The 21,867-nt window shown below is 67.3% G+C and carries 21 protein-coding genes, 1 tRNA gene and 3 pseudogenes; 10 read left to right on the top strand and 15 right to left on the bottom strand.

From position 1 onward, the window contains the following. Window positions 1-195: 195 nt before the first annotated feature. Window positions 196-894 carry an RNA polymerase sigma factor gene (locus C4B68_RS18330; RefSeq protein WP_099504805.1) on the top strand — a complete coding sequence of 233 codons (699 nt, stop codon included), beginning with the start codon at window positions 196-198 and terminating at the stop codon, window positions 892-894. Further along, window positions 891-1,997, top strand: a complete 1,107-nt coding sequence (locus tag C4B68_RS18325; RefSeq protein ID WP_099504804.1) for a CU044_5270 family protein — start codon at window positions 891-893, stop codon at window positions 1,995-1,997. Before C4B68_RS18330 ends, C4B68_RS18325 begins: the two co-directional genes overlap by 4 nt. 213 nt (window positions 1,998-2,210) lie before the next feature. Here C4B68_RS18325 and C4B68_RS43305 read toward each other — a convergent pair. Then, a pseudogene (locus tag C4B68_RS43305) lies at window positions 2,211-2,387 on the bottom strand (Mu transposase C-terminal domain-containing protein); the annotation flags it as partial. 343 nt (window positions 2,388-2,730) lie between these two features. Then, window positions 2,731-3,579 (bottom strand): alpha/beta fold hydrolase, encoded by an 849-nt coding sequence (locus C4B68_RS18315; protein ID WP_099504803.1) that lies wholly within the window; start codon window positions 3,577-3,579, stop codon window positions 2,731-2,733. Between the two features lie 191 nt (window positions 3,580-3,770). Between C4B68_RS18315 and C4B68_RS18310 the strand changes: the two genes are divergently transcribed. After that, window positions 3,771-4,277, top strand: coding sequence for a MarR family winged helix-turn-helix transcriptional regulator (locus C4B68_RS18310; protein WP_240634395.1), 507 nt, complete (start codon window positions 3,771-3,773; stop codon window positions 4,275-4,277). A 29-nt stretch (window positions 4,278-4,306) separates the two neighbouring features. On the opposite strand, the gene C4B68_RS18305 is transcribed toward C4B68_RS18310, so the two are convergent. The 3 genes from C4B68_RS18305 to C4B68_RS18290 form a co-directional block, all read right to left on the bottom strand. Next, entirely contained in the window at window positions 4,307-4,549 is a 243-nt protein-coding gene (locus C4B68_RS18305; RefSeq protein WP_099504802.1) for a hypothetical protein, read from the bottom strand. 1,161 nt (window positions 4,550-5,710) lie between these two features. After that, a complete protein-coding gene (locus tag C4B68_RS44080; RefSeq protein WP_276311623.1) occupies window positions 5,711-6,313 on the bottom strand; it encodes a chaplin in 603 nt (200 codons plus the stop codon). Window positions 6,314-6,511: 198 nt separating this feature from the next. Continuing rightward, window positions 6,512-6,802: a hypothetical protein gene (locus C4B68_RS18290; RefSeq protein WP_206337083.1), complete on the bottom strand. Its 291-nt coding sequence runs from the start codon at window positions 6,800-6,802 to the stop codon at window positions 6,512-6,514. A 49-nt stretch (window positions 6,803-6,851) separates the two neighbouring features. Here C4B68_RS18290 and C4B68_RS43295 point away from each other — a divergent pair, with 49 nt between their 5' ends. Continuing rightward, window positions 6,852-7,001 carry a hypothetical protein gene (locus C4B68_RS43295; protein ID WP_240634394.1) on the top strand — a complete coding sequence of 50 codons (150 nt, stop codon included), beginning with the start codon at window positions 6,852-6,854 and terminating at the stop codon, window positions 6,999-7,001. Beyond that, a pseudogene (locus C4B68_RS18285) lies at window positions 6,971-7,429 on the top strand (ATP-binding protein); the annotation flags it as partial. The gene C4B68_RS43295 and the pseudogene C4B68_RS18285, both read left to right, overlap by 31 nt. A 97-nt stretch (window positions 7,430-7,526) precedes the next feature. On the opposite strand, the gene C4B68_RS18280 reads toward C4B68_RS18285, so the two are convergent. The 3 genes from C4B68_RS18280 to C4B68_RS18270 all read right to left on the bottom strand — a co-directional run bounded on the left by C4B68_RS18280 (window position 7,527) and on the right by C4B68_RS18270 (window position 10,535). Beyond that, window positions 7,527-8,645 (bottom strand): tyrosine-type recombinase/integrase, encoded by a 1,119-nt coding sequence (locus C4B68_RS18280; protein ID WP_240634393.1) that lies wholly within the window; start codon window positions 8,643-8,645, stop codon window positions 7,527-7,529. A 517-nt stretch (window positions 8,646-9,162) separates the two neighbouring features. Then, window positions 9,163-9,474, bottom strand: a complete 312-nt coding sequence (locus C4B68_RS18275) for a helix-turn-helix domain-containing protein (protein WP_099506771.1) — start codon at window positions 9,472-9,474, stop codon at window positions 9,163-9,165. Continuing rightward, the gene (locus C4B68_RS18270) at window positions 9,471-10,535 is read right to left on the bottom strand and encodes a tyrosine-type recombinase/integrase (RefSeq protein ID WP_206337082.1); all 1,065 of its coding nucleotides are present in this window, start codon (window positions 10,533-10,535) and stop codon (window positions 9,471-9,473) included. Before C4B68_RS18270 ends, C4B68_RS18275 begins: the two co-directional genes overlap by 4 nt. 130 nt (window positions 10,536-10,665) lie before the next feature. Between C4B68_RS18270 and C4B68_RS41920 the strand changes: the two genes are divergently transcribed. After that, on the top strand, window positions 10,666-10,824 hold the full coding sequence (locus C4B68_RS41920) for a hypothetical protein (RefSeq protein ID WP_158711643.1): 159 nt from the start codon (window positions 10,666-10,668) through the stop codon (window positions 10,822-10,824). Window positions 10,825-10,957: 133 nt separating this feature from the next. Here the strand turns inward: C4B68_RS41920 and C4B68_RS41915 are convergent, their stop codons facing one another. Beyond that, window positions 10,958-11,119, bottom strand: a complete 162-nt coding sequence (locus C4B68_RS41915) for a hypothetical protein (protein WP_167459106.1) — start codon at window positions 11,117-11,119, stop codon at window positions 10,958-10,960. A gap of 200 nt (window positions 11,120-11,319) precedes the next feature. Here C4B68_RS41915 and C4B68_RS18265 point away from each other — a divergent pair, with 200 nt between their 5' ends. Both C4B68_RS18265 and C4B68_RS18260 read left to right on the top strand, forming a co-directional pair. Further along, window positions 11,320-11,958: a DUF4328 domain-containing protein gene (locus tag C4B68_RS18265; RefSeq protein WP_099506772.1), complete on the top strand. Its 639-nt coding sequence runs from the start codon at window positions 11,320-11,322 to the stop codon at window positions 11,956-11,958. A gap of 1,065 nt (window positions 11,959-13,023) precedes the next feature. Then, complete coding sequence (locus C4B68_RS18260; protein ID WP_099506773.1) at window positions 13,024-13,374, top strand: hypothetical protein; 351 nt, start codon at window positions 13,024-13,026, stop codon at window positions 13,372-13,374. A gap of 307 nt (window positions 13,375-13,681) precedes the next feature. On the opposite strand, the gene C4B68_RS44760 is transcribed toward C4B68_RS18260, so the two are convergent. Together C4B68_RS44760 and C4B68_RS44755 are read right to left on the bottom strand one after the other, a co-directional pair. Then, window positions 13,682-14,751, bottom strand: a protein-coding gene (locus C4B68_RS44760) for an IS630 family transposase (RefSeq protein WP_420824026.1) whose coding sequence is annotated in 2 segments (ribosomal slippage) — window positions 13,682-14,284 and window positions 14,287-14,751 — 1,068 coding nt in all. Because the reading frame shifts where the segments join, the coding sequence is not laid out codon by codon here. A 31-nt stretch (window positions 14,752-14,782) separates the two neighbouring features. Continuing rightward, window positions 14,783-15,148 (bottom strand): hypothetical protein, encoded by a 366-nt coding sequence (locus C4B68_RS44755; protein ID WP_420824025.1) that lies wholly within the window; start codon window positions 15,146-15,148, stop codon window positions 14,783-14,785. A gap of 65 nt (window positions 15,149-15,213) precedes the next feature. On the opposite strand from C4B68_RS44755, the pseudogene C4B68_RS42475 reads away from it, so the two are divergent. Next, window positions 15,214-16,373: pseudogene (locus C4B68_RS42475) on the top strand (tyrosine-type recombinase/integrase). Between the two features lie 77 nt (window positions 16,374-16,450). On the opposite strand, the gene C4B68_RS18230 reads toward C4B68_RS42475, so the two are convergent. From C4B68_RS18230 to C4B68_RS18220, 3 genes are all read right to left on the bottom strand, one after another. After that, window positions 16,451-16,524, bottom strand: a tRNA-Pro gene (locus C4B68_RS18230). A 29-nt stretch (window positions 16,525-16,553) separates the two neighbouring features. Next, window positions 16,554-17,354, bottom strand: a complete 801-nt coding sequence (locus C4B68_RS18225; protein WP_099504973.1) for a Pr6Pr family membrane protein — start codon at window positions 17,352-17,354, stop codon at window positions 16,554-16,556. Between the two features lie 313 nt (window positions 17,355-17,667). After that, entirely contained in the window at window positions 17,668-18,594 is a 927-nt protein-coding gene (locus C4B68_RS18220; protein WP_099504972.1) for a metallophosphoesterase, read from the bottom strand. A gap of 226 nt (window positions 18,595-18,820) precedes the next feature. Here C4B68_RS18220 and C4B68_RS18215 point away from each other — a divergent pair, with 226 nt between their 5' ends. Further along, window positions 18,821-19,285, top strand: coding sequence for a GatB/YqeY domain-containing protein (locus C4B68_RS18215; RefSeq protein WP_099504971.1), 465 nt, complete (start codon window positions 18,821-18,823; stop codon window positions 19,283-19,285). A 155-nt stretch (window positions 19,286-19,440) separates the two neighbouring features. Here the strand turns inward: C4B68_RS18215 and C4B68_RS18210 are convergent, their stop codons facing one another. Continuing rightward, entirely contained in the window at window positions 19,441-21,711 is a 2,271-nt protein-coding gene (locus C4B68_RS18210; RefSeq protein WP_099504970.1) for a transglycosylase domain-containing protein, read from the bottom strand. Between the last annotated feature and the right edge of the window lie 156 nt (window positions 21,712-21,867).

Here is a 21,867-nt window from a genome sequence, read left to right as displayed (position 1 = left end):
GGCTCTACCGCGGGCTGCTCACGGTCTGAAGGGTGAGGTCGCCGAATCGCCCCGAGCCCGTTGCGCCGGGCGGCCTTTCGGGCCGGACCAGGTGGCCCGGCACGACACGTCACGGCCACCGGCGCCTCGTCGTGTGATGTGGGTCATGGGAACCCGGGGCGGTTGATGAGTCAGCTTGGTGAAGTGAGCACTGACATGCGGACCCGTATACGGGCCGGGGATCCGGGCGCGTTTGCCGAGCTGTACGACAGCTATGCCCGCGCCGTCTACAACCACGCTTTCCGCCTCACCGCCAACTGGTCCGCGGCCGAGGACGTGATGGCCGAGACCTTCACGGAGGTCTGGCGGCTGCGTGAGCGGGTCGATGCGGAGGGCGGCTCCCTGCGGCCCTGGCTGCTGGGCGTGGCGACCAATGTCGCTCGCGGCCACCACCGCAGCAACCGGCGTTACCAGGCGGCAGCGATCGCGGCTGCCGAGGCCGAGACCGCCCTGCCCGACCACGCCGACGAGGTGGCGGGTCGTCTCGACGACCGGCAGCGTATCGCCGCGGCCCTGCGCGCGCTTGCCGCACTGCGCAGACCCGAGCGCGAGGTCCTGACCCTGTGCCTGTGGGAGGGGCTGGAGTACACGGCCGCGGCTGAGGCGCTCGGCATCGCCGTCGGCACGGTCCGCTCCCGCCTCTCCCGGGCCCGCGCCAAGCTGCGCAAGCTCACCGAGGCCGAACTCGCGGATCCGTCGGCGCGGGTGGGTGCACGGGATTCGTCCGCCGAGCGGCGGGCCGAGGGGAACTCGGAAAAGATCGTTCCGGAAAATCGGGAACTCGCCCGGCCGGATCGACAGATAAGAGGAGACCGTATCAACACGATCCGGCCCGTATCGGGAGGGAACCGATGAAAGCGAATCAGTCCCGGCAGAGTCCGGCCGAGTGGGAAGAGAGTGCCTCTCTCCTTCCGCAGACTGGACGCGATCTTCCGGCGGGCCGTCACCAGTTCCACAAGGAGCGTCTGATGGCCCAGATTCAGCAGGACATTCAGCGGGAAGAGCACCCGGCGAGCACCGGCCCCGGCCGGTCGCGGACGCGGGGCTTCCGGCTGCCGCGGCTGGCGATCACACTGCCCGCCGCCGCCCTCGCCGTGACCGGCGTGGTCGTCGCCGGCTCGGTGTTGAACGGCGGGGCGGGCGCGAAGTCCGGTGATGTCGCCACCGGGCCGGCGCTGACCACACAGGTCGGCACTGCGAGCACCGAGGGTGTGCCGCAGTTGCTCGACCAGATTTCGCTGGTGGCAGCGGAGGGTTCCCGCCCGACCGTGAAGCCGGGCCAGTACGTCTACATCGAGTCCGAGGCGGCCCGGACCTTCGTCAAGACGGTCGACGACAAGAGCAGCCTCGCCAGCCACCCCCTGCACAAGCGCCAGACCTGGAAGTCCGCCGACGGCACCAAGGGCTGGCTGATCGACCCCACTGTCAACGACGGCCCGGAGGGCGAGACGCTGAGCCTGCCCGACGAGCAGGGCAAGCCCTTCAAGGCGCACATGGGTGCCCCGTCGTACGACTACCTGGCCACGCTGCCCACAGACCCCGATCAGTTGCTGAAGCTGATTTACAAGGAGACCAAGGGACAGGGCAACACCCCGGACCAGCAGGCCTTCACCACCATCGGCGACCTGCTCAGCGAGACCTACCCGCCGGCCGAGCTGTACTCGGCGCTGTTCCGGACGGCGGCGAAGATCCCCGGTGTCGTCGTGGTGAACGACGCCCAGGACGCGATCGGCCGTCACGGAGTCGCGGTGGCCCGGCTGGACGAGACCAGCGGCGCGCGAGAGGAGTGGATCTTCGACAAGAAGACCCATGTCTTCCTCGGTGAGCGCTCCGTGCAGGTCAAGGAGGTCTCCGAGTACGGCGTCGCGATGAAGCCCGGCACCGTGCGGTACACCGACGCCATCACCAACCGCACCATCGTCGACGACATCAAGCAGACGCCCGGGCACAACGCCTGACGTTCCACCCTCACGGGCTGACGCCCGGCGCTGATCCGTACTCGTGGCCGCCGTCCCAGGACGGAGGCCACGAGCAACGGGAGCGAACACCGCGGCACCGCCGCAGGAGATGAAGGCGGGGCCGAGGGCGCTGGTCTTCGACGACACCGGGTCCCTAAGGACGGCAGCGCCTCGGCGATGCGCTGCCCGACGTCGCCGGCGGCTGGATCGCGCGCCACGGTCCACCCGGACTCTCTCCGGCAGCCCGCCCTGCGGCACGAAAGGCTCCTCACGCACCACCGCCGCGCACAGCGCGGCGAGCACCGACTCCCGCGACGGACACCCGGGCGTGACCACCACCCCCATCACCGCGTCGGTGGCGCAGTCCACGAACCAGGTGATCCACGGACGGCCGCCACGCGCGGATTCGACGGTGGGAAGAGGGTGCGGGCAGGTGATGAGCCAGCCCGATTCGCGGCCAGCGTAAGAGGCCATGATCTCTCGCCCCATGGCTGACTTTCCGTTCCCGCCGGCTCATGGACGAACTGACCGAACAGTGGGGGGAGGGGTTGGAGGCACGGTTGGCCATGTATCCGTGGTCCCCGGTACGTGCGCTCGATGCCTTGCTGAGAACGCGTCTGGGGTGACGGTTGGGGAGTGAATTTTCATGATCCACTCCCCAACCACTCCCGAAAGAGCGCGTCACCATCTGTGGGCGTTTGCGCGTCTTGCGCCGTGGTGACTGGTCGCGGGGTCAGCGGGTGGTGGTCTGGGCGGCCTGTTCGATCAGGCGGGTGACGGCGCCCGGGTGGGAGACCGAGACCGCGTGGGACGCCTTGATCTCTACGGTGTGCGCGTGGGCGCGCTGGGCCATGAAGCGCTGTGCGGCCGGCGGGATGTTGTAGTCCTGGGTGGCGATGAGGCTCCAGGAGGGGATGGTCTTCCAGGCGGCCGTGGTGGCCTTCTCCTCCAGGGCGGAGGCGGCCACTGGGCGCTGGGTGGCGGCCATCAGGTCGGTGACCGGCTTGGGCACGTCGGCGGCGAACTGGTCGTGGAACTTGTCGGCCTTGATGTACAGGTCGGTGCCGGTGCCTCCGCCGGGGAGCGGGTACGGCACGGAGTTGAGGGTGGGGCCGAGGGTGCTGCCGGGGAACTTGTTGGACAGTTCCAGCGCGCTCTCGCCCTTGGCGGGGCTGAAGGCGGCGATGTAGACGAGTGCCTTGACCTGCGGGTCGCCGACGGCGGCCTCGCTGATGACGGCGCCGCCGTAGGAGTGGCCGACGAGAACGACCGGCCCGTCCACGCTCTTGAGCATGCTGTGGACGTACTCGGCGTCGCTGGCGAGTCCGCGCAGCGGGTTGGCGGGGGCGATGACCGGATAGCCCTCACGCTGCAGGCGCTTGACCACACCGTTCCAGCTGGAGGAGTCCGCGAAGGCGCCGTGCACGAGTACGACGGTGGGCTTGTTCCCGGTCGGGCGGTGCTCGGCCTTGGCGGCGTTGGCCGGGGTGTTGGCGGTCAGGGTGAGGGCCGCCAGCCCGGCGGCGGCGCCCAGCAGGGCGACGTGCTTGCGGGTGGGGCGGAAGACGGTCTTGAGGTTCATGGTGGCTCTCCTATACGGGCGGGGTGACGCCGGTCTGGTGGCCGCCCGGGTGTTTCTGCCCCGGCGACATGAGAAACCTAGCGCCCGATTCCCTCGTGCACAAGTTAAGTGTGTGCGAGACAATCGTTTGCACGGAAGATGCGACAATGGTGCCAGGGCGACCACCCGACGACTAAGGAAGGGGAAGGACCGTGAGCGACGACGACAGCACCACACCCGCACCGGGCGACTCCGGTGAGCCCTCACTGCTCCTGGACGACCAGCTCTGCTTCCACCTGTACGCGGCCTCACGCGCCGTCACCGGCGTCTACCGGCAGCTGCTCGACGCGGTGGGGATGACCTACCCCCAGTACCTGGTCATGCTCGCGCTCTGGCAGCACGGCATCACACCCGTCAAGGACCTGGTGACCGCCCTGCAGCTGGACTACGGGACCCTGACACCGCTGATCAAGCGCCTGGAGACCAACGGCCTGCTCGAACGGCGGCGGCGTCCGGACGACGAGCGGGTGGTGGAGGTCGTGCTCACCCCGGCCGGGGCCGCACTGCGCGAACGCATCCTCACCGTCCCGCCGGCGATCGGAGACGCCATGGGGCTGACCCCCGAGGAGATCCAGACCGTACAGAACCTGCTCCGCCGACTGAGCGCCAACGTGATCCGCCACACCACCGGCACCGCACCGACGCCACCTTCCTCCTAGAGGCAATGCCGGAGACCTTGTGGGCCCATCTAGTACGAGATGCGGCGTGCTCTCGTGGCGAGGGCGGCTGCGACGGTCGACCACCAGGCGGTGATCGTGCCGAGATTGTGCACGTCGGCCAGTCGGGCGGGACGCATGGAGTGGGCTGCCAGCATTTCGCTGTCGGCGCGCAGGCCGAGTGTCATGGCGAAGGCGAGGGCTTCGAGGGCGTAAAGCAGGGTCTGGGTCCACAGCGCGGAGACCGGGTGGGCGGTGTCCGTGGCCGTGGCCACAGCCGCACCCGCGAGCGACAGTGCGGTGAAGGGGGCTGTACGACGCTCAGGCGCCGGCTGAGATCGACCGACCAGACGTCTCCGTTGTGCGCCAGAACCCGGACCTTGTTCCGCCACCAGCACTCGGAACCGTCGAAATCCTGGTTCGCCACCAGCCAGCGCGGCGGACTGCTCGCATCCTCGTCGCAAATCGAAGTGCCGAACAGATCTGGGATGGCGGACATGTAGGACGTCACGGCCACCGAGGCAAGCAGTCCCAGCAGGAGTAACAGCACCGCGGCCCACCCCTGGCGCACACACAGCACCGCCCTGCGCCATACCTATGCCGAACCCACTGTCCGCCCCGGTCCACGCCTCCGGATCCAGCCCGGCCGTCTCCCGCGGCGCGTTCGCCGAGACCCGCACCGTCGGGGGCGAGTTGACGGCTGGAGTTCGCGAACGTGCAGATGTGCGCCGCTACGTGCGGGGCGCGTCGCACCTGCCCGGCAATCACGTGTTGGGAGAACCCGACCAAGATCTTCTCCCGGAATTCTCCCAAACGATCTCCAGAAACCCGTCAGGGGCCCGATCCACTCGCTGGATCAGGCCCCTGACCTGGTACTTCACTGTCGGGGTGGCGGGATTTGAACCCACGACCTCTTCGTCCCGAAGCAACTCGGAGGGCGCTCGACCTTGGGCCGGTGTGCCTGTCGCCTGCTGTGATGGTCCGCATGTGTGTGCGCGCTTGTCCGCTGCTGTACGTCGGCGTTGTCACGCAGTTAGACACTCACCGCTGCTGTCCTCCGTCGACGTACGGACTCCGTTGTGAGCACCGCTTTAGGAGTTCGATCGCTGTGTGGCGCGACCGCGTGGAAGGGGCCCTCGTGGCTGCCTGGCGTTCCGGCTTGAGTCGCTGTTGTCCGGTCTCGTTCGGCCTCGTTGATGTCAGCCGGTGATGTCAGCCGGACGGTTTATACGCGGTGGGCTTTGCCCTTGCCTGCTCGCGCGCCTTGACGCGCAACGCCTTGAGACGGTCGTGGGTCGACGTGACGACGACATCAGTGCCGTCATGGCTGGACCTGGCGGACCTGCGGGAGCGAGTCCGCCGGTTCATGGACCGTTGAGCACCATGCGTAGCCGCAGGGGCCTGCCAGGTCCCAGCTCGGCGAGTGACCTGGTCGGCTAGCCGTTGACGCAGGCGTTGCCCGCCGCAGGATTGAGCAGTCCGATGACGTTCACGGTGTTGCCGCACGCGTTGACCGGGATGTCCACCGGGGCCTGTACGACGTTGCCGGACAGCAGACCGGGCGAGCCCGTCGCGGTGCCCACGGCCGAGTCCTTTGCCTTGACGGTCAGGGTCGTGGGGTCCGGGAGATTCAGGCCGACCGTGGTGATCGCTTCGGGGCGGTTGACGTAGGTTCCCGCCTTGTCAGCGGTGACATTCACCGTGACCGTGCAGGACTTGTCGCCGGCGGCCAGGTCGCCGCCGGTCAGAGCGACGGACGAGCCCCCCGCCGCCGCGGAGACCGTGCCGTTGCCGCAGGTCGTCGACGTGTTGGGGGACGGGGCCACGCTCACGCCCGCGGGCAGGCTGTCGGTGAAGCCGAAGTCGTTCTTCGCCGCCAGTTCACTGGTGTTGGTCACCGTCATGGTGAGCGTCGAGGTGCCACCCTCGTCAATGGTGGCGGGACTGAACGACTTGTCCAGCTGCGGAGTCGCATCCAGGATCCGGATGTTGTCGAAGGCGTGGTCGTTGCCGTTCCACTCTCCTTGCCCATTGAGCATCTTGATGCCCAACTGGGTGCCGTTGAACAGTACGGCTCTGTCGCTGGCGAACGACCCGGCCATGAGCCCTCTCATTCCTCCGAAGTAGGGCTTGGATTTGGGGTCGGTACAGGGATTGATGGGGGTGGTGAAGGTCGGGATGTCCGGACCGCTGCCGGTCAGATAGAACTTCAGCAGTTGAAGCCCAACCGAGCGGGTTCAGTCGCCGAGGAACCACAGATACAGGTGCGACCCGCGCTCGACGACCTGGCACAACTCGCGGGCCTGAGCGACCCATTCACCACCACAGGCGGCCGGAAGCCGGTCGAGTTCCGCCAGCAGCAGCGGCATCTGCCGCTGGTTGAACACCGCGTCCCCATACGGAGTCAGGGCGCAGAGCATCGGGAAGCCCGCCGCGTCCAGGTCCGCAATGGCAGCGGTCCACTCCACACCGGCCTTAGCGCGAGCCACGATGTCCCCGCTGTCACCACGCACCGCCAGATTAATCACCCGCCGAGCCTATCGGCGACTACCTCGACCAGCGAAGGAATATACGACCGTGACGTTTCCCCAGGCCCCGGCCCTGCCCGAGGAGTTGGACAGGCTGATGCGCCGGATGCGCCTGCCCTATATGCGCAAAGCCGCCCCCGACGTTCTGGCCACCGCCCGCGCGCAACGCTGGATCCCGCCGAGGTCCTGCGGCTGCTGATCGCTGAGGAGGTCACCGGCCGCGACGCCGCCACCCGGCGTCTTCGCCGGCACTCGGCGAACTTCCCCACCGGCAAGACCCTGGGCTCCTGGCGGGCCGAGGACTCCACCATCCCCGAACCCACCCAGAACTCCCTGATCACCCTGGAGTGGATCGGCCGCGCCGAGAACTTGGTGATCGCCGGCCCGTCAGGGACGGGCAAGAGCCACTTCACCGAGGGCCTGGCCCAGGCCGCGATCGAGAAGGACCTGCGGGTGTCCTGGTTCACCCTTGAGACGCTCAGCGCCGCGATCGGGAAGTCGAAGGTCGACGGGTCCACCGCACGGACCGTCGCCCGGATCTGCCGCGCGGACCTCATCGTCATCGACGACATCGGCCTGCTGCCCGTCGGGGAAGACGCCGCCGAGGCGTTCTACCGGATCATCGACGCCGCCTACGAACGCCGGTCCATCGCTGTGACCAGCAACATTCACCCCTCGAAAGCGCACTTGTTCCGGCGAACTCGTGCGAGGTGCTGCCGAAAGTTCACGGGTTCGGCAGGCGCCCGTCGTCGATGTGATCGGCCAGATAGATCAAAGTCGATTCGGCCGTCATTCCGAAGGCCGCCGCCACGAGCTTGGGATCCATGGTGTTCACCAGGTCGACGAGGCGGGTGCTGCGAATCATCCGCGGCGGGTATCCGCAGTCGTCCAGGACGTGGGAAAGATAGGCAGTCGAGGCCGGGCTCCGCCCGGCCTTTGTTCCTTTGGTGACCATCACGTGCGGGTTGTCGGTTCGCCAGCCGTCGCGATGGTCAAGGCATCTCTGCAGCACGGCCCAGGAGGCAGGGTCCAGTGGCACGGGGCGGGGTCGTTTGCCGAGCCCGACCGTCTGGGCCAGCGGGTTCACGTCGGCGATCTGCAGCAGGCGGATGTCCGAGCTGGAGGCTCCGTGCAACAGGGCGAACATGCCCAACAGGGCTTCATGCGGGTGGACTTGGGGTCTGGTGGTCCAGCGGCGGAATAGCTCACGCTGCTGATCGAGGGTGAGTGTCCGGCCGCGGAAGCCGTTCGACTCCTTTGCGGTCAGGGTCCGGGTGGGATCCACCAGCACCATCTTCTGAGAGCGAGCGAAGCGGAAGAACTGCCGCAGCACGGTCAGCCGCCGCTTGCGTCCCTTGGGCAGCGTGACCAGGAATGCCTCGACGTCATGCACATCCACGAGGGCCCAGTCGGTCTTGCCTCGATGGTTCATGAGGAACAGCGCGAGGTCCCGCATGGTGGCCAGGGCCGTTTCCAGCGTGTGATCACTGCGGGGGCGGGTTCCCGCCCGGCGGGCTCGGTCCTGGGCTCGCATCCGAGAGTCATCGAAGGCGACAACGGCCGGTCTCAGCGGTTCGGGCACGGTGTCGACGCGGCGTTTGCGCCGCCCGGCGGCGAGCCGTTCGGACTGGTCAGTGGGCAGGGCCAGGCCGCGGAGGGTGAAGAAGTCCTCAAGCGCGCGGGCGAAGGAGCCCATGGACCGACCCGGTCTGCGGGATCGTTCGATGAGAGCCTGGGGCGAGTTGGAGTGCTCGTCCTGAAGAAGGCGGCCCAGGTCCACGACGAATCCGCAGGCCCGGCCGACACAATGGCGGGCCGCGACATGAGCGACGAAGTCGTCCAACCATGCAGGCGGGTCGGGTAGTTGGTCGCGAAGGTGTTCGCCGCGGATGAAGGGGCGGCCGGGGTGCTTTTGCCAGCAGGCCGAGCACAGCCCCAGCCCGGCATGACGCCTGAGCTGCCCGCACTCGCGGCAGTTCCGCGGCGGCTGTTTCCCCTGTCGGGGCCGTGAACAGGACCCGCACCAGCCGGTCGCCTCGCGCAGATATCCCGCCCTTCCGCAACGGGGACACCGTTGTTGGGAGGCCAGCCGTTCGGCTCGGCGTCGGCAGTCCCGACACAGCCGGTTCTGCGGTGATCGCACCGGATGCCCGCACTCTTCGCAGACTCGCGAGCACAACACACACCGGCCGGTGTCCTCCTGCAGGACACGGTCCAGGCCGCAGGACGGACAAGTCGCCCTCGCTGCTTGCTCCTTGAGGCGGCGAAAGCAAAGGCAGCACAGGTCCCGGTCGAGAAATCCCACCGGGGCACCGCAGGTGCTGCAGTCCCGTTGCTTCTTGCCCACCACACCCTCCGAGTCACAACGGTGGCATCGAGCGGCCCCGGGCGGAGGCGGCCTGCGGAAGATCTGCGACCGGCCGTGGTGGTGCGACGGGCCCGACGGGGGTGGTGTCGACCTGGATCAGGTCGTTGGGAGTGCACTCCAGCGCGGTGCACAACGCGGCCAGCGTGGTCATCTTCACCTGCGAGGGCTCCTTGGTGAACAGCGCGGAAACCGACGCGGAGGACAACTCCAGGCCGGCCTTCTCGGCCAGCAGCCGCCGCAGTTCGGTGCCCGTCCAGACCTCGCGTTGGGCGGCGGCCATCCGCAGCCGCCATTGGATCTTCATGCGGTGGTGTCCTTCCCGGTCAGTTCGGCCAGGGTGCCGGCGACAGCCCGTTGATAGGCGTCCTCGATGAACGTTGCGGAAGGCCGGACATATCGCATGGTCGAACTGACCGTCCAGTGACCGAGCATCTGCTGGATCGCGACCAGGTCGACGCCACGTTCGTAGTTGTGGGTCGCGCAGGCCCGCCGCAGGGCATGCGGACTGAACCGCTCGGCCGCTGGCCGGCCTTCGAGTTCCATGAGATATCGCAGCCGGTTGCGGATGGTTCCGCGATGGAGGCTGCCGCCGGACTCGTCGGCGAACAGCACAGGCGAGTCAGGGAACTTGGGCCGCACGTCCTCCAGGAACCATCGCAGCACCAGGTCGAGGCCGTCGAGCATGGGCACCCACCGCGGCCGCGGTCCCGAAGTATGGGCGCCTTTGCCGAAGCGGACGTGGAGCTTGCCGAACGGGCCGCGGGTGAAGTGCAGGTCTGGCTTCTCCAGCAGCGATGCCTCCTCCGAGCGGAGCCCAGCGTGATAGAGCGTCCGGAACATCGCATAGTCACGGGCGGCAGGTCCGTACTTCCGGGCGGTCGCGATCCGCTGTTTCATGAAGTCGAAGAATTCCGCCACCCGTTCCGGGGTCGGTGGCGGCACCAAGGCCGGGGAGTCATCGCCGACATGCCTTGACGCGTTGAACTCGTCGACTGGGCAGACCAGCCGGACCCCGAAGGCCGCCTCGATCTCGGCCGACTTGCGGGCCTGCAGGAACCGGTGGAAGCCCTTGAAGATCTGCACGTACTCGCGTCGGGTTGAGGTCTTGCGGCCCTTCACCGCGAGGTCACCGACCACGCGGTCAACGTCCTCGGGCGTCACTTCCCAGGCTGGTCGTCCCAGAGCCGTGAGGGTCCGCTCCAGGAGACCGATGTCGTTGTCGATGGTCACCGGGCTGAACCCGCGAGCCCGCCATGAGGCGACGAACGCATCGACGCACACTGCCTGGAACTGCCAGGGGTCCGTCATCAGCGGCCCCTGCGGAACGGCACCGCCTGCGATGACCTGCAGTCTCGCCTCGCCCACCGGCACACCTTCCTCGCGCCTGAACGGTCAAGGTGGCACCTGGAGAAACTGAGTGCCGCCACGAGATTCAACGAGGACCCCAGGAACGGGATACGGCCAGGTGGCAGCAGGAACTCTCGATGGGGAACAAGTGCCAGCCCCAGATGGCTTCGACACGATCATGCCGAAGACTCTCGCGGGCGCGAGCACCGACCGTCTCATGCACCACGCTCACCTCGTGACCACCACCGGCGACTCACATCGCCTCGCGGAGGCCCTCGCCGGGAAGGGAGTGGTCCCCTTGAACTGACCCCACCCCCAGGAACACCACTGGCCACACGCCTGGGTTTCTGATGGCCACCAGCCTGGACCCCCAACGGCCACCCACCTGGGCATCTCAATGGCTGTTGACAGCACGGGAGGGGCACGTCGTCGGGCGGTCACTAGACGGCAAGCAGCCCGGCGAGCAGCACCACGGCTGCCGCCGAGAAGACTCGCGGCTTCCTCCAGCCCGGTCCCGAAGCCTGGCGGTTCATCTCCCACATGAACACCAGGCCGCCGACCAGGCCCAGCGTGCTCCGCAGCAGGAAAACGAGGGTGTTCACTGGGCGCTTCATGGCCGGGGATCGCATACGCACAGGTGAGGCCACTCGCCACCGCCTGATGTGCCACGGAAGCCGGTGCTGCCGGGCTCGCGAGCTGGGGCTGTGGGACCAGCTTCCCTGGGGGTTAAGATCCGCTGCCGACCTGCGGGAAGTCCGAACGGGCGGTTTCCAGGGGGTGTGAAGTGGCTGGATCGGTCAGGGTGCCGCGCGGGCAGGCCCGGTTCGCCTGCGGCGCGCTCGCCGCGTTCGCGCTGGTGACCCTCGCGGCCGGGCTGGCAGCGTGGCACAAGTACCAACTGCTGACCGGACCGCTGATGCCAGGGCCGTACGTCGACAACCCGTTGGTCGAGGTCGACACGTATTTTAGAAACCTGATGGGCTGGCGGACGGCTCTGCTCCTCGTGGCCCTGCTCCAGTTCAGCATCTGGCTCGCCGACATGCGCGACGTCGCGGATGTGATCTGGCGTCAGGGACAGCGCCGGCGTAGGGCGTGGCTGGTCTTCGGCTGGGTGATACCGGTGGCGCAGCTCTTCATACCCAAGATGTTCGTCAACGACCTGTGGGCTGCCAGTCGGCCGGAGCCGCAGCGTCGTCGCGGACATCCCTTGCTCACGGCATGGTGGCTGTCCGTCCTCGTCGCGGCGAATGCATACAGCGATGCCTCCGACGATTTGAAGAAGGCGATCAGCGCGAGCCAGGCTCGTCATGCCCTGCGACAGCTGATGGTCAGCGATGGTCTGCACGTCTGTGCCGCTGCGCTGTCGATCGTCGTCGTCTGGCAGCTCATTCGCAGGTTGGAGCGCGCCGCACTGGCTGCGATTGTGCCCGTTGAGGTCTGACCGACGGGCCCAGCTAGATCCCGAGGATCTCTGTGAACCCTGGCGGGCCTGCCCCCTAGATGCGAACTACGGGCGGCTAGGCCGCTGAGGTCATCCGTCCTGGTCACGAGGATGTTAGCGGTTGCGGAAGGTCGTGTGCAGTCAGCACGGTTGCTGTACTTCTCTGCTGTACCGCAGTCAGCCTGCGCGTGCCCACGTGTGGCTTCGACAACGTGAGCTGGCTCCGCTCGACAGCCGGTTTCGGCCCCACTTAGCGATCTTTGGGCCAGATCGGTGGCGCTCATGGGTCGCGCCGGACGGATTCACTCCGGCGTCTTCGAGCGCTTGGGCCAGATCGCGGAGCAGACGGCGAGGCGCTTTGGGGCATCGGCGTAGGACATGCGTGGCGCCTTCCGTATCGGTATCGCAGACCCAAACCCTATCGGGTGCCACTGGCGCCGGGGTGGTGGTCACAATTGGAGGTGAGGGGTCCGGTAATTCCTGCAACTCGCGGGCGGCGTGAATATGCAGGTCGTCGCCCCAGTCGCCTCCCAAAAGTCCTACTAGTACGCGTAGCGGGGAACCTCAGATCTCGCTCAAGTTTTTAATCTTCGTTGACACTGTCGATTCGGCGCCCATAGCTTTAGGGCAGTCAAATCCACGACAAACAACCGGGATTGAGGTACCAGTGCGTACAACACTCAGGGCGCTTCTGGCGGGCTCGGCAATGGTCGGATTCGCCGTCTCGACCCCCGTCGCCGCGTCGGCCGGTGAGATTGAAGTGAAAGCCCGCCCAAGCAGCTGCACCTATGGAATAGCGGACGCGTACCGCACTTGGGCCATTTGCAAGAAGGGTAACGGCGGCGCCTTCCGTGCCATCGCGGTCTGCAAGGATCCGGAGACCGGAAAGAAGACGACCGCCGAGGGCAACTGGCAAAGAACCGGAGGGACCGTCTCTTTCGCGTATTGCAACGGGTCAACTAATCCCTCGTCCGCGGGCGTCGAGACCAAGCCCTAGTGGGAAGACCGCAAACATCGCACGTCAGTCTACGGTTTCACGGAAGCGATCAAGAGGGAGCTCAGGGTATGAAGAAGCATTTGGCAGTGCTGATCTCCGGCGGTGCGCTGGCGGTGTCCGTCCTGGGACTCCAGGGGGAGGCTATGGCGGCCTCCACGGTTGGCGACATCAGTGTGAAGGCTCACCCGAGCGGTTGCACTTACTCAAAGTACAACCCGGACGGGCATCAGGGCGCGATCGCGAACTGCAGCAAGAGCAATGGTGGGCATTACAAGGCGATCGTCGTGTGCAAGCGATACCTTGACGGCTCCAAGGTGACACGGGAGTCCGCGACCTGGAAGTCCAGTGGCGACTCTATCGTCTGGTGCCCGCCCGAGACCTTCTCCGTCAGCGCGGGAGTTATGACCAAGGCCTCCTAGCAGCCTTGATCTGTGCAGGGAACCCGGCAGGAATATTCGGGTTCCCTGCGCGCTAGTGTGTCGGATGTTTTCTGATGTTGTCGCCCATATGGTCAGACAGTCGGCTCGGTGGAAAACGCTTCTGTGTTTCAGAGAGTACGTGGTTCCGATGATGCGGGCCTGGCTGATTTCCTAGCGCACTGGCTGCGGCGATAAGCAGTGCGAACTCCCGCAGCGTCAGCTCGGCATTCTTCACGGTGCCCCGCCGCATCGTCCCGGCGATCTGCTGGAGATACTGCGGTTGAACTCGCGGTGGCGGGCCCGGCGATCATCCGGCACTCATGATCAGCCCGGTCTCGGTGAGGCAGCCGTCGATCAGTTCCGGGCGGTACTGGATCTTCTTGAGCTTGCGCTTCATGATGCGGGACAGGTGGTCGAGGTTGGCGGCGGCGAAGTCGGCCAGGCCACGCTTGACCAGCGACCAGATGCCCTCCTGCGGATTGAGCTCAGGAGCGTACGACGGCAACTGGAACACCGTCAGCCACTCCTCGTTCTCCATGAAGAACAGCGCGAGCTCGTCGACCAGGTGGACGTTGAGATTGTCCCAGACCCAGACCACGGGGGCCTTGAGCTGGTTGTGCGCCACGACGATCAGGTCGCGGTAGTCCTGCCATCCGAAGCTCTTCGCCTCGCCCTTCCGCCCCCGGTACATGTGCAACCGGTAGAACAGGCGGGATCGTTCGCCGCTCTTGTAGCAGACCACGCCCGCCACGGAGACCCGTCCCCGGTTCGAGCCACGCACTCGCACCTGCGGTGTCCGACCTCTCGGTGCCCACGTGTGCCCCTTCGGCGGCCTCAGCCCCTGTCCTGCCTCGTCCTCGAAGCAGATGTAGGCGTCCTGGGCCGCCGCGGTGGCTTTACCGTCTCCCACACCTCGCTCCGCCACCGCTCGACACTCGCGTCGTCCCGCTCCAGCGCCCGCCGGGCCGGCACCTGCGGGGACCACCCGTGCCGTCGCATCAGCTTCCAGACCCCCTGCACCGTGTACTCCACCAGGAACAACCGGATGATCAGCGCACGGATCCGCACCAGCGTCCAGCCCTGCTCCTCATCCCACCCGTGCGCCAGGGTGCCGCGCTCCAACTCCCGCACGAGACGCTCCCATTGAGCAGGGCTCAAAAGCTCCACGCACATCGGCCCCTTCGACCGCAGCGCCTCCGCCCCGCCCTCACGCCACGTTCTGCGCCACTTCTCCACCTGGCGCTCCCCGACCCGAAGCTCACGCGCGACGTCCCTGGTCTTCTCCCCCCGCGCGAACCGCTCCGCGGCCTCCAGCCTCAGCTGTTCACGAGCAGCCTGCTTCTTCGGTGTCAGCCCGCCTCCCTGCGCGTACCTCATAGCTCCGGCATACCGCAACGATCATGAAACGTCAGATCCCCACCCGCCACTGCGAGTTCAACCGCAGTAGTGCTGCATGGTGTCCGCGATTCCGGCCGGGACGCGGGCCCACTCGCGAGCTCGCATGTCGGCCCGGTCCGGGGAGCGTTCCTCGACGGAGCGACCATCCTGACCGGGAACACGAGATCGCCGAAGAGTTGTCACGCACATGACCGCCCAGCACCCTGAAGGCATGCACGTGTCCCTCGAAGAACGCCTCCTGTCCCTCCGAGGCGAAGATCCGGTGGGCCGCCTTGCCCGAGTACGACAGGCGGAAGGTGAACAGCGAGCACTTCGTCGAGACGCCGGCCAGCTTCACGTAGACGTCGCCGAAGTCCTGGGGGGTGACGTCGCTCATCAGGACGGCGGCACCGACTCACGGACCCCCGCCACGACACCCCATCCACGGTCGACTCCCGCGAGATCACCCGTACCGCACACCACCGGAGCGGTGACGGCGGCCTGTACTGGGATGAGAAGAGACAGCGGTGGATCGCCACGGCGAACCTCGGTTTCGATCCGAGCGGCAAGCGGATCGTCAAGCGGGGGAGCGGCAAGACCAAGACGGAGGCGAAGAACAAGTTCAAGGAGGTCTTGCGGGACCACGAGGACGGTCTGGCGATCGCGCCCACGGGCTACACAGTCGCCGACGCCGTGAACGACTGGCTTACATACGGCCTGGCTGGTCGCGACCCCCGCACGGTCGAGAAATGCACCACTTTGAGCCAGAAGCATGTGATCCCGGCCCTAGGCGCCCGGAAGCTCCGAGACCTCAGCGCGGAAGACGTCGACCGCTGGCTGGCTGCCAGGGCCAAAACGCTCAGCACACGCACACTGCAAGATGTCCACTCCTGCCTGAACCGCTCGGTCAAGCGGGCCATGGCGCGCGACAAGGTGAAGCGCAATGTCGTCGAGCTGTGCTCGGTACCTCAGGGTCAGCCGGGGCGGCCGTCCAAGGCGCTCACCTTCGCCCAGGCCGAGGCGGTGCTGAGGGCGGCCGAGGGGACCTCGATGCACGCGTACATCGTCGTCGCCCTGCTGACCGGCGCACGGACCGAGGAACTGCGGGCGCTGACCTGGGACCACGTGTTCCTGAAGGGAAGGCCCGACGCCGACCCGCCGCAGCCTCCGCACATTGCCGTGTGGCGCTCGGTCCGGCGCGGTGGGGACACGAAGACCAGGAAGTCTCGGCGCACGCTCGCTCTGCCGGCACGTTGCGTCGATGTCCTCTGGCAGCACTTCGATAACGGCTCGCCGCTGGTGACGAGTGGGAGGAACACGGGCTGGTCTTCTCGTCGGCCGTGGGCAAGCCGCTCGACGCGACCAACGTACGGCGGGCTTTTCGCCAGGCGCTCAAGGACGCCGAGGGGGTCAACGCTGACGAGTGGACGCCCCGGGAGCTCCGGCACAGCTTCGTGTCGCTGCTCTCGGACCGAAGGGTGCCCCTGGAGGAGATCTCTCGGCTCGTCGGCCACTCCGGTACGGCCGTGACCGAGGAGGTCTACCGCAAGCAGATCCGCCCCGTGATCCAGACCGGCGCCGTGGTCATGGACGGCATCTTCAAGCGGGATCCGGAGCGGTAGTCACGCAGATAGACACGCAGACGAAACAGGTGAGGCACCTACCAAAACTGGTAGGTGCCTCACCTGGTGTTTCACTGTCGGGGTGGCGGGATTTGAACCCACGACCTCTTCGTCCCGAACGAAGCGCGCTGCCAAGCTGCGCTACACCCCGATTGTCGCTGCTTGTCGCGGCGACGTCGTTTACTTTAGCCCACCGGTGGCCGGAGACGAAATCCGGTTTTCGGGGCGTCTGACGCGGCGGCGGACGGGGTCGGGGCGGAGGTGGTCGAGGGTGACGGTCAGGAGGGCCAGGGCGCAGAAGGCGACGCCGAGGATCGCGGCGTTGCCGAGGACCCAGCCGTAGCCGTGCCGCTCGGCGTCCACGAACGGGTAGAGGTAGCGGTCCGGGGTGCCGGGGGACATTGCTGCGCCGCGGGCCAGGGAAAAGCCCAGGTAGACGACGGGGTAGAGAACCCAGGTCGCCGCGTTGCGTACGGTCAGCGGGGTCGGGCTGGTCAGCAGGAGCCAGTCGATCAGTACCGCGATCGGCGTCGCCGTGTGCAGCAGCTGGTTGGCCACCGCCTGCCAGCCCGAGGGTGAGTCGGCCTCTCCGGTCATCGAGAAGCCGCCGGACTGGTTCGCCAGGATCAGGTGGTAGACCAGGCCCGTGATCACGATGTAGACGAGTGTGCCGCCCGTCACTGCGCCGGGCAGGGGGCGGCGGGCCGTCCACGCGTGCCAGGCCGAGGCGGCGAAGGCGATGGCCACGACCACGTTGCTCTGGATGGAGAAGTAGCTGAGGACCCGCAGCGGGCTGCCCAGGATCAGGTCGATGGTCACACCTGCTACCGCCGCGAGGGCCACGAGGAGGCGGAAGGCCGCCGCCGCCGGGCGGCGCGCGGGCGCGACCACCGCGCCCGCGGGGACGATGAAGGGGACAGGCGGTGGGATACCCGGTATCGCGGGGAGGTCGGGTATGTCCCTGGGGATGGGGGCGATCATGGCCCCACGCTAAGCGGATCGGGCGAATCGGGCGATATGGGTCGCCTGGGTGGGTTACGCCCGCCCGCCTTGTCGCCGACAGGGGGCTGGTTCGGCAGGGGCTCACACCGACTGGGGGCTCGGTTCGGTGACGCGCGGAGTGGCGGAGGGATCGGATCGGCGGCGGATCGCACCGAACGGTTCGGCGGCGGATCGCACTGACAGCGGCTCTCGTGACGGCACCGGCTCGTTACGGCACCCGCTCGAGCCGTCCATGGGCCGCGCCGTCAGCCGCCCCCGCCTGCTCCCCCTACCGCCGCTCCATCAACGCCAACTACGGCCGCTCCACCAACGTCAACAGCGACGCCTCCGGCGGGCAGGCGAACCGTACCGGCGTGTAGCGGTTCGTTCCGCAGCCCGCTGAGACGTGCATGTACGCCGTCCGGCCCTCCGCCGTATGCGTGGACAGGCCCTTTACGCGGTCCGTGTCCAGGTCGCAGTTGGTGACGAAGGCGCCGTAGAAGGGGAGGCAGAGCTGGCCGCCGTGGGTGTGGCCGGCGAGGATCAGCGGGTAGCCGTCGGCGGTGAAGGCGTCCAGGGTGCGCAGGTACGGGGCGTGGACCACGCCCATCGAGAAGTCGGCCGACTCCGACGGGCCGCCGGCCACGCGCGCGTAGCGGTCGCGCCTGATGTGCGGGTCGTCGAGGCCGGTCAGCTCTATCTCCATGCCCTCGACCTTCAGCGTCCCCCGCGTGTTCGTCAGGTTCAGCCAGCCCGCCGTGTCGAAACCGTCGCGCAGGTCCTCCCACGGGTTGTGGATGGCTCCCACCACGGGTGCGTTGCCGTTCAGGCCGTGGCGGCCCTGGGTCTTCTCGATCAAGTAGCGGGCGGGGTTGCGGAGTTTGGGGCCGTAGTAGTCGTTCGAACCGAAGACGTACGCCCCCGGGAACTCCATCAGGGGGCCGAGCGCGTCCAGGACCTCGGGCACGCCCTCAGGGTCCGAGAGGTTGTCCCCGGTGTTGATCACGAAGTCGGGGCGCAGGCCGGCCAGGGAGCGCAGCCAGCGCTGCTTCTTGCGCTGTCCGCTCACCATGTGGATGTCGGAGACCTGGAGGATGCGGAGCGGTTGCATCCCCGGCGGCAGGACCGGGACCGTCACCCGCCGCAGGCGGAAGGAACGGGCCTCGAAACCCGCCGCGTACAACAGACCGGCGGCGCCCACCGCCGTGATTCCCAGGGGTACTCCGTATCGCGCGCGCATACCTCCATCGTGTCAGACCCTCGCGAGCCCGCGTGCCCGCCTGTGGACAACCCGGGGACAACCCGGGGACAACCCGAGGACGCCCCGCCGAGCACAAACCGAGCACATCCCGAGGACGCCCCGCCGAGCGCAACCCGCGCCCAACCCGAGCCCACCCCGATCGCAGCGACAGCGCGCTCCGAAATCAACAGGCGACCGCCTCACCACACCTGCGACAATCGTCGGCATGACCAAGCTCAAGTCGAAGCTGCAGGATGACCTCAACGCCGCGATCAAGGAGCGCGATGAGCTCCGCTCCTCGACGCTCCGGCTGACCCTCGCCGCCATCACCAAGGAGGAGGTCGCGGGCAAGACCAAGCGCGAACTCTCCGACGACGAAGTGCAGAAGGTGATCACCCGCGAGGCGAAGAAGCGCCGCGAGGCCGCGGACGCCTTCGCGCAGGGCGGTCGCGCCGAGTCGGCCGAGCGGGAGAAGGCGGAGGGCGAGATTCTCGCCGCGTACCTGCCCAAGCAGCTGTCCGACGACGAGCTTCAGCAGATCGTCGCCCAGGCCGTCGAAGAGGCGAAGGCGGCGGGTGCCGAGGGGCCGCGTGCCATGGGCCAGGTCATGAAGATCGTGAACCCGAAGGTGGCCGGCCAGGCCGAGGGCGGTCGCGTCGCCGCGGTGGTGAAGAAGCTGCTCGCGGGCTGAGGCGGCGTCAGAACGCCGGCAACCGGAAAGTCTTCGTGGGCCAGGAGTTCGTCCTGGCCCACTCTGCTGCCACCTGCCGAGTGGCCCTACGACTCAGGGGCGGGAGTACCCCTCAAGAGGCTGTCGCGACTGACGGGTACGGATACGGGTACGGGTCAGCCGCGCTGGCCGCCGTTTCCACCGCCCCTGTTGGTGGTCCCCTGAATCCATCCCTCGGGAATGGAGAAGGAAGGCGTCGGGAACGGTCCGCCGGTGGGCAGGCCGCCGATGGTGTTCCCGTTCGGGCCGTTCCCGTTCCCGTTGTCCCCGTCGTCACGGTCCCGGCCCTTGTCCTTGTCCCTGTCCTTGTCCCTGTCGAGGTCGGGAATGTCGACCAGGTTGAAGGACGGGGCCTCCTTGCCCGTGAGGGCGCCGGACATCAGGTCCCGCCAGATGGGCCCGGGGACCTGGCCGCCGTACACCTTGGCGTGGTAGACGCCGCCGATGCGGATGTTCACCATCTTGACCTGCTGGGTGGGGCTGCCGACCCAGACCGCGCCGGACAGGTTCGGCGTGTAGCCGACGAACCAGGCGTTCTTGCGCTCGTCCGTCGTACCCGTCTTACCGGCGTTGGCGCGGGCGGTGAGACCGGCCTGCTGGCCCGTACCGGAGTCGACCACGCCGCTCAGCAGTGTGTTGATGCTGTCCGCGGTCTTCTCGGACATCGCCCGCTCGCACGTCGACCGCGGGACCTCGAGGGCCTTCTCCTTGCCGTCGATCTTCTGCGTGATCGACTCTATGGCGATCGGGGTGCAGTACATGCCGCGGGAGGCGAAGGCGGCGTACGCCGTGGCCATCGTCAGCGGGGAGATGCCCTTGGATCCGAGGGAGATGGCGGGCACCTCGGGGAGCTTGTCGCCGTTGCCCTGGACCACGCCGAGTTTGTCGATCTGCTGTATCACCGGGCAGAGGCCGATGTCCGAGATCATCTGCACGAAGTAGGTGTTGACCGACAGGGCCATCGCCTTCTTCAGCCGGTACGGACCGACCTCGGACGTGCTCTCGTTCGGTACCTGCTCGTTGGCCTGGTTGGTCCAGGGCTTGCCGCTGCACGTCTGTACGGGGCTGGGGTAGGGCATCTTGTACGGCGCCGAGTACTCCTGCGTCACCGGCCGGCCCTGCTCCAGAGCGGCCGCCGCCACGAACGGCTTGAAGGTCGAACCGGTCGGGAAACCGTAGTTCGAGCCGCCCATGGCGTAGTCGACCGAGAAGTTGTACTCCGTCTCGTTCTTCCCGTAGCCGTACGGCCTCGACTGGCCCATGCCGACGATCTTTCCGGTGCCCGGCTCGACCAGCGTGGCCGCCGCGGCGACCGAGTCCGACTTGTTGACGTGCGACTTGAGCGAGGCCTGCACCGACTCCTGGGACTGCGGGTCGAGCGTGGTGCGGATGGTCAGGCCGCCCTGGTTCCAGATCTTCGCCCGGGCCTCCTTGGTCTTGCCGAAGACCGGGTCGCTCAGGAAGACATGCTCCACGTACTTGCAGAAGAAGCTGGCGCCCTTGACGGCCGTGATGCAGCCGTTCTTCGGCCTGCTGACGTTCAGGCCGAGCTTCTTCTCCTTGGCCTCGTCGGCCTCCTGCTGCGAGATGTCGTGCACATCGGCCATGCGCTGCAGCACGGTGTTGCGGCGCTTGGTGGCCTCCGCCTCGTCGTTGACCGGGTCGTACCGGCTGGGTGACTGGACGATGCCCGCGAGCAGCGCCGACTCCTGGAGGTTCAGCTGCTTGGCGGGCTTGGAGAAGTAGCGCTGGGCGGCGGCCTCGATGCCGTAGGCCTGCTGGCCGAAGAACGTGATGTTCAGGTAGTTCTCGAGGATCTTCTTCTTGCCGAGCTTCTCCTCGAGCTGGATCGCGTACTTGAGCTCGCGGATCTTGCGGCCGAGGGTCTGCTGGGTGGCCTGGGCGACCTTCGTCGGGTCGTCGCCGGCCTCCTCCACGAAGTAGTTCTTCACCAGCTGCTGGGTGAGTGTGGAGGCGCCCTGGGCCACTCCGCCGTTCTGCGCGTTCTGGTTCAGGGCACGCAGGATGCCCTTCAGGTCGATCGCGCCGTGCTGGTAGAAGCGCGAGTCCTCGATCGCGACGATCGCCTTCTGCATGTACGGCGAGATGTCCTTGAGGTCGACCACCGTGCGGTCGCGCGAGTAGACCGTCGCGATCTGACCGCCCTTGCTGTCCAGGATCGTGGTCCGCTGACTCAGCGACGGACTCTTCAGGTTGTCGGGAATCTCGTCGAACCCCTGGACGGACCCCTTGGCCGCCAGGCCGAGCGCGCCCACGGCGGGCAGCGCTATTCCGGCCATGACGGCGCCTGCGAGCACGCTGACACCGAGGAACTTGGCGGCCTGCTGCGTTGGCGACAGACCACCGCCCGAGCGCTTCTTTGGCATGAGGGCAGCCTACGTTCTCAATCGCCGGACACGCGTATATCCCTTGGCCTAAGCTGCTCCCAACTGTCACAGCAGTGCGGCCACGTATCAATACGTCCGGCGGCCCCGAATCGTTCCGGAGGTTCCGCGGGTTTGTGTGGGGCGCGTGTCCGAATC

Source organism: Streptomyces dengpaensis (assembly GCF_002946835.1).
In the GTDB taxonomy this organism is placed as follows: Bacteria; Actinomycetota; Actinomycetes; order Streptomycetales; family Streptomycetaceae; genus Streptomyces; species Streptomyces dengpaensis.
The sequence above is the reverse complement of the archived record's forward strand: the minus strand, read 5'-3'. Positions and strand labels throughout refer to the sequence as shown.

Bases quoted from the DNA above. Each gene is read 5' to 3' on its own strand.
- C4B68_RS18330 (WP_099504805.1), top strand. From the start codon at position 196: ATGCGGACCCGTATACGGGCCGGGGATCCGGGCGCGTTTGCCGAGCTG.
- C4B68_RS18325 (WP_099504804.1), top strand. From the start codon at position 891: ATGAAAGCGAATCAGTCCCGGCAGAGTCCGGCCGAGTGGGAAGAGAGT.
- C4B68_RS18315 (WP_099504803.1), bottom strand. From the start codon at position 3,579: ATGAACCTCAAGACCGTCTTCCGCCCCACCCGCAAGCACGTCGCCCTG.
- C4B68_RS44080 (WP_276311623.1), bottom strand. From the start codon at position 6,313: ATGCTCAATGGGCAAGGAGAGTGGAACGGCAACGACCACGCCTTCGAC.
- C4B68_RS18275 (WP_099506771.1), bottom strand. From the start codon at position 9,474: ATGAAGATCCAATGGCGGCTGCGGATGGCCGCCGCCCAACGCGAGGTC.
- C4B68_RS18260 (WP_099506773.1), top strand. From the start codon at position 13,024: ATGAAGAAGCATTTGGCAGTGCTGATCTCCGGCGGTGCGCTGGCGGTG.
- C4B68_RS44755 (WP_420824025.1), bottom strand. From the start codon at position 15,148: ATGAGCGACGTCACCCCCCAGGACTTCGGCGACGTCTACGTGAAGCTG.
- C4B68_RS18225 (WP_099504973.1), bottom strand. From the start codon at position 17,354: ATGATCGCCCCCATCCCCAGGGACATACCCGACCTCCCCGCGATACCG.
- C4B68_RS18220 (WP_099504972.1), bottom strand. From the start codon at position 18,594: ATGCGCGCGCGATACGGAGTACCCCTGGGAATCACGGCGGTGGGCGCC.
- C4B68_RS18215 (WP_099504971.1), top strand. From the start codon at position 18,821: ATGACCAAGCTCAAGTCGAAGCTGCAGGATGACCTCAACGCCGCGATC.
- C4B68_RS18210 (WP_099504970.1), bottom strand. From the start codon at position 21,711: ATGCCAAAGAAGCGCTCGGGCGGTGGTCTGTCGCCAACGCAGCAGGCC.